Genomic DNA, 13,575 nt, shown 5'->3' on the forward strand with positions numbered 1-13,575 from the left:
ACTTCCTGCCACGAGGGGATTCCTTGTCCAGAAATCTGTCCCGGCGTCGATTCCTGTCCGTCGGCGCGGGTGCCCTCGGGGCCGCAGCCGTCGGGTCGTTGCTGCCGCCGTCGCTCCAGTCGGCACTCGCGGCGCCGGTCGGGCCGGGCAGCCTCGATTCGATCGAGCACGTCGTGCTCCTCATGCAGGAGAACCGATCCTTCGACCACTATTTCGGCGCGTTGCGCGGAGTGCGAGGCTTCGGTGACCCGAACGCGCTCACACTGCGCAACGGGCACAGCGTGTTCGAGCAGCCCGGTCCGGGCGGTCCGGTGTTGCCCTTTCCGATCCGTGCCTCCGCCCAAGCTCAGCGGATGGACACGCAGAACGTGACCGGCCTCGACCACAGTTGGGAGGGCGGCCACCAGGCTCTCGCGGGCGGATGGCACGACGGCTGGATTGCCGCGAAGACCCCGACCACGATGGCCTACTACGGCCGCGAGGACATTCCGTTCCACTACGAACTCGCGGACGCCTTCACGATCTGCGACGCGTACCACTGCTCGGTCCCCACCTCCACGAGCCCGAACCGCAACTACTGGGTGAGCGGCTACACCGGTTTCGAGCCGGACGGCTCCCGCGCGGTCACCAATGCCGCCTACGATCCGTGGCACGCCGGGTACCCGTGGAGCACGGTTCCCGAACGCCTGCAGGCGGCAGGCGTGACGTGGAAGACCTACCAGGAGTGGGACACCTTCAGCGACAACAACCTCGAGTACTTCACCGTATTCAAGAAGGTGGCCGCACACCTGCTCGGGAACCCCGGACTGGTCCCCTACGAGCTGCAGACGCTGTCCGGGTTCTATCTCGCGCTGCCAAAGATGCCGCCCGAGGTCCAGGACGTGGCGCTGCGGGCGCTCGAGGGTGCGGTGAACGGACTGTCCCCCGCCGACCGGGTTCTCTACGACCGAGCGCTGCGCCGGTCGCGCCCCGGCACGCTGGCCGCCGAGTTCCGCCGGGACGTCGAGTCCGGGTCGCTGCCGCAGGTGTCCTATCTGGTGCCGTCCGAGGTCGACTCCGAACACCCGTCGGGGTCGTCGCCGGCCGCGAGCGCAACCCTGGTGTACCAGGTGCTCGACGCGATCGCTGCCGACCCCGACCTCTGGGCGAAGACGGTCGTCATCATCAACTTCGACGAGAACGACGGCTACTTCGACCACGTGCCGCCGCCCCGGCCGCCGCGCGATGCGGCCGACGAATGGGTCGGCACCGAGCCGTTGGGGCTGGGGCCGCGGGTGCCGATGACGATCGTGTCGCCGTGGACCGTGGGCGGGTTCGTGTGTTCCGAGGTGTTCGACCACACCTCGACCACTCGGTTCCTGGAGAAGCGGTTCGGGTTCACCCAGCCGGAGATCAGCCGGTGGCGACGCACTGTCAGCGGCGATCTCACCTCCGCGTTCGACTTCGCCGTGCCGCGGAGCAGGCCGTCGCTCGCTCGGCCGGCCGCCACGCCGCCGCTCGACCCACGCTGGACGCCGACCCCGCCGGCGAACCAGCAGATGCCGGTCCAGGAACGCGGAACCCGACCGGCGCGACCGCTGCCGTACCAACCCGACGGGCATGCCGTGATGGACCCGAAGTCGCGCACGCTGGCCCTCGACCTGACCAACAGCGGCAAGGCCTCCGCCCACTTTTCCCTGTATCCGTACGCGGGCGAGTTCACGGAGCCACGCCACTACGACGTGCTCGGAACTGTGACCGACACGGTGTCGGTGACGGGGGAGCGATACGCGCTGACCTTGCTGGGGCCCAATGGTTTCCGGCGTGAGATCCAGGGAAGCGTAGCTGGTGCCGCGGGCGCGTTGACGGTCCGCACCACCGTCGACCAGGGGGCGCGGGCCTTGCGCTTGACCGTTCACAACCCCGGCGCCGAAGCGCTGACCGTGCGGTTGGACGGGGCGGAGCGCGGGGTCGAGCCCGGAGCGGAGTCGTCCTGGACGGTACGTTCGACCGACGGCTGGTACGACGCGACGCTGACGGTGTCCGAGGACCGGACCTTCCGGCGCCGCCTGACCGGCCACATCGAGAACGGTCGGGTCAGCGTCAGTGCGGGTGCCGTATCCGTGACCGATGGTGAGGACTGACATGGCACAACCGACGCACCGCATCGTCGCGGTCAACGGGATCGAGATGCACGTCGCCGAGCAGGGGACGGGACGGCCGGTCGTGCTGTGCCACGGCTTCCCCGGGCTCTGGTTCACCTGGCGGCACCAGATCGAGGCGCTCGCCTCGGCCGGCTACCGGGTCATCGCACCCGACATGCGCGGGTACGGCCGCACCAGCGCGCCGGTGGACGCGAGCGAGTACGACCGTCCCCACACGGTCGGGGACATGGTCGGGCTGCTCGACGCCCTCGGCATCGACCAGGCGGTGTTCGCCGGCCACGACTTCGGTGCGCACCTGGTGTGGGATCTGCCCGCCTGGGCGCCCGGCAGGGTGTCGGCGCTGATGCAGCTCAGCGTGCCGCGCACCCCGCGACTGCCGGTTCAGCCGAGCGTGGGGTTCGAGTACCTCGCCTCCCAGCACTTCGCGCACGTGCACTACTTCCAGGAGCGGGGCGTCGCGGATCGCGAGTTGGGGGAGCGGCCGCGGGAGTTCCTCGCGAAGATCTTCCACGCGCTCAGCGGCGCGAACCGCTACCTCGACTGCTGGGACTTCCCGTCCGAGGGCAACGGCTACCTCGATGTGCTGCCGGAACCGCCTGCGCTGCCGTGGAACTGGCTCAGCGAGGACGAGTTCGAGTACTACGTGGGTGAGTTCGGACGGACCGGGTTCACCGGCGGGCTGAACTGGTACCGCGCCGAGGACGCGGTGTGGTCGCAGAACGAGAGCCTGCACGACCGTCCGATCGAGCTGCCGGTGACCTTCATCGCCGGTGCGAAGGACCCGGTACTGGAGATGATGGGCAGGGATCCGTTCGCCGCGATGCGCGTGCTGGTGCCCGGTCTGGTGTCGACCCACGTGGTCGAGGGCGCCGGGCACTTCGTGCAGATGGAGAAGCCCGCGGAGGTGAACGCAGCGATGCTCGAGTTCCTCGCGGCGTTGCCGGACTGACCGCCACCCCCCTCCCCGGGAGGACCGGGGGAGGGGCGGCCGGGGGCGTGGCCGCGACTACTTGATGGTCGCGAGCGAGGCGAGCGTGCCGGAGCAGGCGTCGGCCACCTCGGCGCCCTTCTTGTCGAAGTGCGCGGTGAAGAAGTCGGCGTGATCGGCGTGCTCGTGGAAGTGGTGCGGGGTGAGCACCGCGGAGAACACCGGGACGTCGGTCTCGAGCTGCACCCGCATCAGGCCGTCGATGACGGCCGACGCGACGAACTCGTGCCGGTAGATGCCCCCGTCGACCACCAGGCCCGCGGCGACGATCGCAGAGAAGCGGCCGGTGCGGGCGAGGCGCTGCGCGTGCAACGGGATCTCGAAGGCGCCCGGGGTCTCGAAGTACTCGATCTCGGACGGGTCGTGGCCGAGTTCACGCCACCGCGCGGTGAAGGCGTCACGCGCGTGGTCGACGATGGACCGGTGCCAGGTGGCCTGGACGAAGGCAATGCTCATGCACAGATGCTAGAGCCGGACGACGGTGGGGCACCAGGGGGGACGGGCCTCGTCGACCGGGTTTCGTACCGGTAGGTTTGAATGTGGTTGGTGTGCAGTCGGATTCGCCCAGCGTGCCGATTCCCGGGGCGTCCGTACAGTGGGAGCATGGACAAGCCCGACGTGACACTCGAGAACTCCGACGCAGTCTACGACTACTACCTGGGCCATCAGCAGAACCGGCTGCTCGCCAAGGCGGCCTACGCGACGCTCGCGGCGCGGTTCCGCCCCCGGATCCGGTACGCGGAGGGCACCCGGGAGCGGCTGCGTGAGCTGGTGCGTTCGAACACCCGAGTTGTCCTGGCCGTCAACCACCTGACCGAGCGGGATCCCTACACGGTGGCGGGGGCGGCCTGGCGCAGTCCGCTGCGGCCGGTCATCGGGCGGACCCGGGTGCTGGCCAAGGACGAGCTGTTCGCCGAGCCCAAGCGGCGGGACCGCATCGACCTGATGGGCAGCATCCCGGTCTTCCGTGGCAAGAATCACGGCATGCGGGCGGTCAACGCGGCGGGTCAGCGGATGATGGACGTGTGCGCCGAACGACTGCGCCGAGGCGACGACCTGGCTATCTTCCCGGAGGGCACCTGCAACGAGGACGACCCGGCCCGGCTCCAGCGGATCGGCAGCGGCATCGGTCACATCACCAGCCGGGCGATCAAGCTCGGGGTGCGTCCGGCGCTGGTGTGCATGGGGATCAGCTACGGGCCCGGCGTCGACCGGCACGCCGACGATGCGGCGGTGCGCGGGGCCAGCGTGTTCTTCGCGACGCCCGTTCTGGACCTGCCCGACAAGCCTGCGGAGATCGCACGACTGGTCCAGGCCGGGCTCCAGGACGCCGTCGACGGGGCGGTCGCCCGGTACTGAACGGGGGGCGTGCTCCGGTATCGCGTCAGGTCTGACGCTCCGCCGGCGATGGCATGGTCAGCTGGTCGACGAAGTCGCGGAAGAAGGGGGTGTCCTCGAGCAGTTCGAGGATGATGCCGGGCGCCGCGGCCGAGCGGAAGTAGCAGTAGCGCTGGCCGGTGACGTCCGTGCCGTCGGCGAACAGCTCGAGCCCGTTTCGCTGCGCGTGCTCGGTGTCCTCGACGATGTTGTCGCTGAGGGTGGCCACCCGCTGCAGACCGATGATCGGCTCGTTGTCTTGGTCGTGGAAGGGCGACGGGCCCCCGCCCCGGACCTGCATCAGCTCGATCAGCATGCCGGCGTGGACGGTGAGCGCGACGTCGACCGGCAGCGAGATCTTCTGGCCGTCGTAGTTCATGACGAGGGTCAGTCCGCGGAACACGCTCCACGGCCCGATCCCGACCTGCTTCTCCCAAAAATTCAGCAGCTGGTCGAGATCGTCGGTGGTGTAGCTGATCTGCCTGACGGGACCGAGCCAAGACATCGCACATTCCTTCCGTAGCAACGCTGTTCGTTCGTGTGGCAGGCTGTGGCAACCATAGGCTGCCGCACCGAGGAGTCGAAGCGTTTCTCGATCGGGAATCCGCCCGCTGCGCACCCCGGCGCTGGTCCGGGAGCGGGCGGACGCCACGGTCGTCCGGTGTCGGGACCGGGCCGCTGCCGTCGTCCGTGCTGCGCGCGACGCATCGACTGCGCTCCGCGGCGGCTGACTCCGCGCCCGTCGTTATACCCCCTTGGGTATGCTCGGGTCAGACGACGAGAGAGGAAACCCATGCAGGAAGTGGACCTGACCGGCCTGGACGAGGCGCTGGCGGCGGGCGCGCCGGTGATCGACGTGCGCGAGGCCGACGAGTACGCGCAGGCCCACGTGCCCGGCGTGACGCTGATCCCGCTCAGCGAGTTCGCCGGACGCGTCGGCGAGATTCCGTCGGCGCCAACCGTGTTCGTGATCTGTGCGATGGGTGGCAGGAGTGCGCAGGCCGCGAACTTCCTGAACGCGTCGGGCATCAACGCGGTCAACGTCGTCGGCGGCACGGACGCCTGGGTGGCCTCGGGCCGCCCGGTCGAGACCGGCGCCTGACAGCAGGGAACCCCCGCGGCCCGCGGGGGTTCCCTGCCGTCAGTAGTTCAGCACGAGGTTGTGTCGCCCGGGGTTCATCCATCCGGTGACGACGGCCTTCGCCGGGTTCTGGGCGGTTCCGCCGCAGCCGACGGCGACCTTGAAGCGGCCGGCGTCGTAGGTGGTGAACGTGTAGTTCTGGGTCCAGTTGGCACCGTCGCCGTCGCTGAGCTTGCTCGGCCCCGACCCGCCCTTCTCGCTGGCGACCCAGGCGGCGACCGGCCGGGACTTCTGGGTCGCGGAGTTCTGGCAGGTCACGGTGCCGAAGATGGTCTGCGGTGTCAACGCCTGTGCGGACGGCGCCGCGACGACGGCGGCCGCCGCAGCGATCGCCGCGGCGGCAGGTGCGGCCTTGAGGAAGCGCATCTGGATCCCTTCGATTGCGTGGGCTTTCGAAATCGACCGATCCAGATTCTACGACCGAACCCCCGGTGTGGGGGTTCGAATCAGGCTCAGCGCCAGGCCCGGTCGTAGGCGTTCTCCTCCGCCTCTCGCGCCGCGCGCCGCTTCGGGTTGTCGAGCTCCATCGGCAGTCCGTTCTTCTGCAGCCGCCGGGCCCGGTTCTGGTGGATGTAGACCACCGAGTAGAAGACCGCGAGCGAGAGCCCGAGCAGGACCATCGCCCCGCGCAGCCACAGCGGGCCGGGGAAGAACATGAACGCCACGTACAGCGGGACGAACGGCACCTGGGCTCGGACGAGGTGCCGGATCACGTAGTGGTCGCCGGTGATGTCGTTGACGACCCAGTCGTTCATCGATTCCGGGAGGCGCGCGCCGCAGGCGTACGCGATCCACTGCAACGGGTTCGGTCGGGTGGCGCTCATTTCTCCAGTGCTCCTGCCTCGAGTGCGGCCTTGTTGATGTCGGTCAGAACGCGGTGCAGCTCCTCGAGCTGCGGCAGCCCCACGCCGAGCGCCGCGACGACCGCAGGGGGGATCTGTTCGGCCTTCGCGCGCAGTTCGCGTCCGGCCTCGGTCAGGTCCACGACCAGCGACCGCTCGTCCTCGGGGCTGCGACTGCGGGTGATCAGGCCGGAGGCCTCGAGCCGCTTGAGTAGCGGCGAGAGGGTCGGCGAATCCAGTTGCAGTGCGGCACCGATCGACTTCACCGACATGGGCGCCTCGCCCCAGAGGGCGAGCATCACCAGGTACTGCGGGTGGGTCAGGCCCATCGGTTCGAGCAGCGGCCGGTAGACGGAGAGCACCGCCCGGTTGGCGACGGCCAGCGCGAAGCAGACCTGACGGTCCAGTGCGAGCGGATCCGATTCGACTGCGGTCATGGAAAGAAGCGTACACGAATAAATCGTGCGCTAACTAAATTGGTGACGCAGATCCATCGGGTCGGGGGTTCGCGGTCGGGGTTCGAGCCGAAGCCGGACCGTGAACCCCGTGCAACGCACCGTCAGGGGTGCATCAGGCGCGCGACCGGGGTGGTGGGGTCGACGTCGACCCCCAGCCGGCGCAGGTTGCCGTCGAGCACCTGCCAGATCGACACGGTGAGGAAGTCCGACAGCTGCTCGATGGTCAAGGCCGACTGGGGGTTGCTCAGCCACCGGTTGACGCTGACGTCGACCAGCCCGATCAGGCCGAAGGCGAGGGACTCCGCCAGGCCGGAGTCCTTGCCGAGGGACCGGAGTACCTCCTCGAGCAGCCCCGTCAGCTGCACGGCGATGGCCGTCTTCGTGCCGGTCACGGCCCGCGACCCGGTGGTGCGGTGGCTCGGCGAACCGGTGCCGAGGAACTGGTGCAGCCGCGGCGCCTCGACGATCCAGCGAAGGTAGTTGTCGACGGCGTCGACGATCGCCTCGCGGATCGTGCCAGCCGGCGTCAGGCCCGGCGTCACGTGCTCCATCAACCGTTCGAGGATCCGCGCCCGCAGTTGTTCGTCGAGGTCGCCGCGGCCGGAGAAGATTCGGTAGACCACCGATCGGGGCACTCCGGCGCGTTCGGCGATCTGCTTGACGCCGACGTCGGCGCCGCCCTCCTCGATCGCGGCTATCGCCGCGTCGAGGATCCGGTCCCGGCGGTCCGCCTTGTGGTCGTCCCACCGGGTGGCGCGGCCGTCCGGCCCGGGGCGCGCGGTGGCGTCGACTCTCTCTGGCATCGACCACACGATACCGACTCGGGTGATTGACGGGACATCGTGTCTCACTTACTTTAGTGAGACAGCGCGTCGCAGACAGTTTTCGTCTCTCTTTCGATCAGGAGTGGAAATGGGCAGCAGGGTTTTCGTCGTCGGCGTCGGCATGACGAAGTTCGAGAAGCCGGGGGCCCGCGAGTGGGACTACCCCGACATGGCTCGCGAGGCGGGCACCAAGGCGCTCGAGGACGCGGGCATCGAATACCGAGAGGTCGAGCAGGCCTACGTCGGTTACGTCTACGGCGAGTCCACCTCCGGCCAGCGGGCGGTCTACGAGCTGGGCCTGACCGGCATCCCGATCGTCAACGTCAACAACAACTGCTCGACCGGGTCCACCGCACTGTTCCTCGCCACCCAGGCGGTCAAGAGCGGCCAGGCGGACTGCGCGCTCGCCCTCGGCTTCGAGAAGATGCAGGCCGGCTCGCTCGGCACCACCTACGACGACCGCGAGCAGCCGATGATGCGGCACCTGCTCGCCCTCGCCGAGCTGCAGGAGTTCGCGATGCCGCCCGCGCCGTACATGTTCGGCGCCGCGGGCAAGGAGCACATGGAGCGCTACGGCACCACCGAGGAGCAGTTCGCCAAGATCGGCGTCAAGAACCACCGGCACTCGGCGAACAACCCCTACGCCCAGTTCCGGGACGAGTACACGCTCGAGGAGATCCTCGCCTCGAAGCGGATCTACGGCCCGCTGACCAAGCTGCAGTGCTCGCCGACCTCGGACGGCTCCGGCGCCGTGATCGTGGCCAGTGAGGCGTTCGTGGACGAGCACGGTCTCGCGGGCAAGGCGGTCGAGATCGTCGGTCAGGCGATGGTCACCGACATGGAGTCCACATTCGCCGACAGGAGCGCGATCAGCCTCGTCGGCGCCGACATGACCCGTGTCGCCGCCCGGAAGGTGTACGAGCAGGCCGGCATCGACGCCACCGACGTCGACGTCATCGAGCTGCACGACTGCTTCTCGACGAACGAGCTGCTGACCTACGAGGCGCTCGGACTGTGCCCGGAGGGCGACGGCGGCAAGCTCGTCGACGCGGGCGCCACCACCTACGGCGGCCAGTGGGTGGTCAACCCGTCGGGCGGCCTGATCTCCAAGGGTCACCCGCTCGGCGCGACCGGGCTCGCCCAGTGCAGCGAGCTCACCTGGCAGCTGCGGGGCACCGCCGACGCCCGCCAGGTCGACGGCGCGAGGGTTGCGCTGCAGCACAACATCGGTCTCGGCGGCGCGGTGGTCGTGACCGCCTACCGGCCCGCCGAGCGCTGACCGCTCCCCCTCGTCACGTTCAACACCCCTCGTACCGAAGGAGTTTCGTCATGGCTTCCGTATCCGTCTCCGCCGTCCTGCCCGCCGCCCCGGACAAGACCTGGTCCGCGCTCTCCGACCTGTCCCGCTGGGAGGAGTGGCTGACCATCCACCAGGGCTGGAAGAGCGAACTGCCCACCGAGGTCGCGCTCGGCGCCACCTTCACCGAGGTCGTCTCCGTGATGGGCATGGCCAACAAGATCGAGTGGACCGTCACCGAGGTGGACGCGCCGAACCTCGTCAAGATCGCGGGCACCGGCATGGCCGGCGTCACCGTCGAATTCACGCTCAGCGTCGTGCCCGAGGGCACGGGATCGAAGGCCGTCATCGACGCCGGCTTCAAGGGCACCATGATCGTCGGCCCGATCGGCAAGGCCGTCGCCAAGAACGCCGCCGCGGACCTCGAGGCATCGCTCGCGAGGTTCGCCGAGCTGGTCGGCTAGGCGCGAAATGACGACGCCTACGGTTTCGTTCGACGCGTCGGGACTCGGCGTCTGGACCGACGAGGAGCGTTTCGAGGTCACGGCCGAGCGGATCGCCGAGTACGCGGCGGCCACCAACGATCCGATCGAGCGGCACCTGCGCGGCGAGATCGCCCCGCCGGTGTTCGCGGTGGTGCCCGCCTTCTTCTCGATGGCCCCCGCCGCCCTGTCGGTGGCGCCGGTCGAGTTGCTCATGAAGCTGGTGCACGGCGAGCAGGACTTCCACTTCCACCGCCCGATCTATCCCGGCGACACCCTGGTGGTGCGCGCCAAGCCGATCGGCTTCGAGGGCAGGGACAACGGGTCAACCGTGGTCGTGTACGTCGAGACCCGCACGGACACGGGCGAACTGGTCAACGAACAGTGGATGACCGCGTTCTTCCGGAAGGTCGACGCCGGCCCCGGCCTCGGCGACGCGGCGCCCGGCCACAAGTTCGACGAGGCGCTGCGCCGGCAGGCGCCGAGCGTCGAGCTGCGCCAGCACATCGACAAGGACCAGACGTTCCGGTACTCGCCTGCCTCGGGTGATCCGATGCCGATCCACCTCGACGACGAGATCGCGCGCATGTCCGGACTGCCCGGGATCATCAACCACGGCCTGTGCACGATGGCGTTCACGTCCTGGGCCGCGCTCACCGAACTCGCCGGCGGTACGACCGAACGACTGCGGCGCCTCGCGGTTCGGTTCGCCAAACCGGTTCTGCCCGAACAGGACATCGAGACCCGGTTCTGGAAGTCCGACTCCGAGGTGGGCACGGGGAATCTCGGCTGCACCACCTATGCGTACGAGACCACCGTCGGCGACGACCTGGTCGTCAAGGACGGTCTCGCCGTCATCTCCGACAGCTGAATCCGCTGTCACCACATTTTGAGGAGGCCTCACCAATGGGAAGCTTGGACGGACGGGTCGCGATCATCACCGGCGCGGGGCGCGGCATCGGCCGCGAGCACGCGCTGCTGTTCGCGGGTGAGGGCGCCAGCGTCGTGGTCAACGACCTCGGCGGGGCCAACGACGGGACCGGCGCGGACGCCGGACCGGCGCAGCAGGTGGTGGACGAGATTGTCGCGGCCGGCGGCACGGCCGTCGCGAACACCGACAACGTGGCCGACTGGGCCGGCGCCGCGGCGCTCGTCGACCAGGCCGTGCGCGAGTTCGGCGGTCTCGACGTGCTCGTGAACAACGCCGGCATCCTGCGGGACGCGTTCATCGCGGGCATGGAGGAGAGCCAGTGGGACGCGGTCGTCGCCGTGCACCTCAAGGGCCACGCCGCCACGTTGCACCACGCGGCCGCCCACTGGAAGGCGCGGAGCAAGGCCGGCGAGTCCGTCAACGCCTCGGTGGTCAACACCGCCTCCGCCTCGGGCACGTTCATGCCCAACGCCGGTCAGGGCAACTACGGGGCGGCGAAGGCCGGTATCGCGGCGTTGACCCTGGTCGCGGCGGACGAACTCGAGCGCTACGGGGTGCGGGTCAACGCGATCGCCCCGATCGCGCGCACCCGGCTGACGCTGGCCACCCCCGGTATGGGCGCGCTGTTCGCGGCCGAGGTACCCGAGGGGGAGTTCGACGCGTTCGCGCCGGCGAACATCTCCCCGCTGGTGGCGCGGCTCGCGTCGGCCGACTGCAAGCTCACCGGCAAGGTGTACGCGGTCCAGGGTGGCGCCGTCACCGAACTGATCAACTGGCAGGGCGGCGAGACCATCGAATCCGAGGGGCCCTGGACCGTCGACGACCTCGCCGTCCGGCTGGGCTGACGGGCATGGCGCGCAACAGTTACGAGCTCGGCGTCGGGCTGAGCGAGGAGCACGCGGCGTTGGCGGACTCGGTACGTTCGTTCGCCGAGCGGACCGTCACCGCCGAGCGGATTCGCACGGCCGTCGAGGCCGAAACGGAGGCCAAGTTCCCCGAGTTCTGGCCCGCGTTGGTCGGGCAGGACCTGCTGGGTCTGGCGGTCGCGGAGCAACAGGGCGGGCTCGGTGCCGGTCTGCTCACCCTCGCGGTGGCGCTCGAGGCGCTCGGACGCACCGCGGCGCCGGGTCCGTTCCTGCCGACGGTGCTCGCGAGCGCCGTGCTCTCGGCGGCCGACTCCAAGGCAGGCATCGAGGTGTTGCCCGGCCTGCTCGACGGGTCGCGCACCGCGGCGGTCGCGCTCGGCGAGCCGTTTCACGTGGAACCCGAGCCGGGTGGCTACCGACTCACCGGCGTCGCGGATGCGGTGCTCGGCGGCGAGCATGCCGACGTGCTACTGCTTCCGGCCGCGATCGGCGACGAGACACGTTGGGTAGTAGTCGATTCGGCTGATGTGGCCGTCGCCGCGCAGGACAGCATCGACGTCCTGCGTGGTTCGGCGCGCGTGCAGGCGGGCGGTGTCCGGTTCGACGCCGGTCGAGTGCTCGACGGACTCGACGAGCGCCGCGTTCGCTCGATCGCGGCGGTCGTGCTCGGCGCGGAGGCGGTCGGCGTGATGTCCTGGTGCGTGTCCACGGCGTCGGAGTACGCCAAGACCCGCGTGCAGTTCGGCCGGCCGATCGGACAGTTCCAGGGCGTCAAGCACAAGTGCGCACACATGGGCATCGCCCTGGAGAAGGCCCGCGCGGTGGTGTGGGACGCGGCGTCGGCACTCGACAGTGGCGACGACACAGCGGATTTCGCGGCGGACGTGGCGGCGGTGATCGTGCCGGACGCGGCCGTCCGGGTGGCACAGGACTGCATCCAGGTGCACGGCGGCATCGGGTTCACCTGGGAGCACGATGCGCATCTGTACTACCGCCGTGCGCTGTCGCTGCGGGGCGTGCTCGGCACTCGGGAGGACCGGACGAACCGGGTCGCCGAGCAGGCCCTGGCCGGGGTGACCCGGGCGTCGGTCCTCGAACTGCCGGACGCGGCCGAGGAGATCCGGGTCGGGCTGCGGGCCGAGCTGGCGCCGATCGCGGCGATCGACGACGAGGACGACCAACTGGTCGCGCTCGGTGACGGCGGGTGGGTGCAGCCGCACCTGCCCGCGCCGTACGGACGCGGTGCCGGACCGCTCGAGCAGATCGTCATCGCGCAGGAGATCAAGGCCGCGGGCATCGCGATGCCGCAACTGCTGATGGGCGGCTGGGCCGTCTCCGCGGTGGTCGGACACGGAAGCGAACAGCAGAAGCGCGACCTGGTGGTCCCGACGCTGCGCGGGGATCTCGTGTGGTGCCAGCTGTTCTCGGAGCCGGGCGCGGGTTCGGACCTGGCGTCGCTCCGCACCGAGGCGGAGAAGGTCGACGGCGGTTGGAAGGTCACCGGTCAGAAGATCTGGACCACGGTCGCCCAGTTCGCGGACTGGGCGATGCTCATCGCGCGCACCGATCCGTCCCGGCCCAAGCACGAGGGCATCACATACTTCGTGCTGGACATGTCCACCCCGGGGGTGACGGTGCGGCCGTTGCGGGAGATGACGGGCTCGGCCCTGTTCAACGAGGTGTTCCTGGACGGGGTCTTCATTCCCGACGAGAACGTGGTCGGCGAGGTGAACGACGGCTGGCACGTCGCGCGGACCACCCTCGCCGGCGAGCGGGTGGCGCTGAGCCAGAAGATGGAGGCCTACGCCAGCGACGCGGACCTGCTGCAGTTCGCGAGCGGCCGCGAGCTCGGTCCGGTCGGGAAGTACCACTTCGGCGAGCTGATCGCTGAGAGTCAGGCCGTCGACCTGATCGGTTCCCGGATCGTGCTCAAGCAGCTGTCGGGCGCGGACGTGAGCACCACGTCGTCCGTCGGCAAGCTGCTGGGTATGGGCCTGGGGCAGTCGATCTCGGAGTTCGTGGTCGCCGAGCTGGGGGCGGCCGGCGCGGTGGCGGTGCCGGGCCAGCCGAGTGACAAGGCGATGGAACAGCTCATCGCGGGCCGCGCGACCACCATCTACGGCGGTACCACCGAGGTACAGCTGAACGTGATCGGTGAGCGAATGCTGGGGCTGCCCAGGGACTGAGCGGCTACGCCGCAGTGGTGCGGTTACGGAGTCCCGAGA

15 protein-coding genes are annotated in these 13,575 nt (G+C 69.5%); 9 read left to right on the forward strand and 6 right to left on the reverse strand.

Annotated features, from left to right (window positions below; all coding sequences use genetic code 11):
* Positions 1-23: 23 nt before the first annotated feature.
* Both ACFXGJ_RS02255 and ACFXGJ_RS02260 read left to right on the forward strand, forming a co-directional pair.
* A complete protein-coding gene (locus ACFXGJ_RS02255; RefSeq protein WP_378616033.1) occupies positions 24-2,123 on the forward strand; it encodes a phosphocholine-specific phospholipase C in 2,100 nt (699 codons plus the stop codon).
* Position 2,124: 1 nt separating this feature from the next.
* Positions 2,125-3,093 (forward strand): alpha/beta fold hydrolase, encoded by a 969-nt coding sequence (locus tag ACFXGJ_RS02260; RefSeq protein WP_378616035.1) that lies wholly within the window; start codon positions 2,125-2,127, stop codon positions 3,091-3,093.
* 57 nt (positions 3,094-3,150) lie between these two features.
* Here ACFXGJ_RS02260 and ACFXGJ_RS02265 read toward each other — a convergent pair whose 3' ends face one another.
* A complete protein-coding gene (locus tag ACFXGJ_RS02265) occupies positions 3,151-3,588 on the reverse strand; it encodes a 6,7-dimethyl-8-ribityllumazine synthase (RefSeq protein WP_378616037.1) in 438 nt (145 codons plus the stop codon).
* Between the two features lie 147 nt (positions 3,589-3,735).
* Between ACFXGJ_RS02265 and ACFXGJ_RS02270 the strand changes: the two genes are divergently transcribed.
* Positions 3,736-4,491: a lysophospholipid acyltransferase family protein gene (locus ACFXGJ_RS02270; RefSeq protein ID WP_378616039.1), complete on the forward strand. Its 756-nt coding sequence runs from the start codon at positions 3,736-3,738 to the stop codon at positions 4,489-4,491.
* Between the two features lie 25 nt (positions 4,492-4,516).
* Here the strand turns inward: ACFXGJ_RS02270 and ACFXGJ_RS02275 are convergent, their stop codons facing one another.
* Positions 4,517-5,014 (reverse strand): VOC family protein, encoded by a 498-nt coding sequence (locus ACFXGJ_RS02275; RefSeq protein ID WP_378616041.1) that lies wholly within the window; start codon positions 5,012-5,014, stop codon positions 4,517-4,519.
* Positions 5,015-5,302: 288 nt separating this feature from the next.
* Here ACFXGJ_RS02275 and ACFXGJ_RS02280 point away from each other — a divergent pair, with 288 nt between their 5' ends.
* Positions 5,303-5,611 carry a rhodanese-like domain-containing protein gene (locus ACFXGJ_RS02280; protein ID WP_378616043.1) on the forward strand — a complete coding sequence of 103 codons (309 nt, stop codon included), beginning with the start codon at positions 5,303-5,305 and terminating at the stop codon, positions 5,609-5,611.
* Between the two features lie 39 nt (positions 5,612-5,650).
* Here ACFXGJ_RS02280 and ACFXGJ_RS02285 read toward each other — a convergent pair whose 3' ends face one another.
* The 4 genes from ACFXGJ_RS02285 to ACFXGJ_RS02300 form a co-directional block, all read right to left on the reverse strand.
* Positions 5,651-6,016, reverse strand: coding sequence for a hypothetical protein (locus ACFXGJ_RS02285; RefSeq protein ID WP_378616045.1), 366 nt, complete (start codon positions 6,014-6,016; stop codon positions 5,651-5,653).
* 86 nt (positions 6,017-6,102) lie between these two features.
* Complete coding sequence (locus ACFXGJ_RS02290) at positions 6,103-6,474, reverse strand: DUF5313 family protein (protein WP_378425236.1); 372 nt, start codon at positions 6,472-6,474, stop codon at positions 6,103-6,105.
* A complete protein-coding gene (locus ACFXGJ_RS02295) occupies positions 6,471-6,929 on the reverse strand; it encodes a MarR family winged helix-turn-helix transcriptional regulator (RefSeq protein WP_378616047.1) in 459 nt (152 codons plus the stop codon). Before ACFXGJ_RS02295 ends, ACFXGJ_RS02290 begins: the two co-directional genes overlap by 4 nt.
* A 122-nt stretch (positions 6,930-7,051) precedes the next feature.
* The gene (locus ACFXGJ_RS02300; RefSeq protein ID WP_378616049.1) at positions 7,052-7,753 is read right to left on the reverse strand and encodes a TetR/AcrR family transcriptional regulator; all 702 of its coding nucleotides are present in this window, start codon (positions 7,751-7,753) and stop codon (positions 7,052-7,054) included.
* A 109-nt stretch (positions 7,754-7,862) separates the two neighbouring features.
* Here ACFXGJ_RS02300 and ACFXGJ_RS02305 point away from each other — a divergent pair, with 109 nt between their 5' ends.
* From ACFXGJ_RS02305 to ACFXGJ_RS02325, 5 genes are read left to right on the forward strand one after another with little or no spacing between them, the layout of a single operon-like run.
* Complete coding sequence (locus tag ACFXGJ_RS02305; protein ID WP_378616051.1) at positions 7,863-9,053, forward strand: lipid-transfer protein; 1,191 nt, start codon at positions 7,863-7,865, stop codon at positions 9,051-9,053.
* A 50-nt stretch (positions 9,054-9,103) separates the two neighbouring features.
* Entirely contained in the window at positions 9,104-9,535 is a 432-nt protein-coding gene (locus tag ACFXGJ_RS02310) for an SRPBCC family protein (RefSeq protein ID WP_378616053.1), read from the forward strand.
* Positions 9,536-9,542: 7 nt separating this feature from the next.
* Positions 9,543-10,424 carry a MaoC/PaaZ C-terminal domain-containing protein gene (locus ACFXGJ_RS02315; protein ID WP_378616055.1) on the forward strand — a complete coding sequence of 294 codons (882 nt, stop codon included), beginning with the start codon at positions 9,543-9,545 and terminating at the stop codon, positions 10,422-10,424.
* Positions 10,425-10,459: 35 nt separating this feature from the next.
* Positions 10,460-11,329, forward strand: a complete 870-nt coding sequence (locus ACFXGJ_RS02320; RefSeq protein WP_378616057.1) for an SDR family oxidoreductase — start codon at positions 10,460-10,462, stop codon at positions 11,327-11,329.
* Positions 11,330-11,334: 5 nt separating this feature from the next.
* Positions 11,335-13,536 carry an acyl-CoA dehydrogenase gene (locus tag ACFXGJ_RS02325; protein ID WP_378616059.1) on the forward strand — a complete coding sequence of 734 codons (2,202 nt, stop codon included), beginning with the start codon at positions 11,335-11,337 and terminating at the stop codon, positions 13,534-13,536.
* Positions 13,537-13,575: the final 39 nt, after the last annotated feature.

The sequence above is a fragment of the Rhodococcus sp. NPDC059234 genome, from assembly GCF_042754225.1.
In the GTDB taxonomy this organism is placed as follows: domain Bacteria; phylum Actinomycetota; class Actinomycetes; order Mycobacteriales; family Mycobacteriaceae; genus Rhodococcus_G.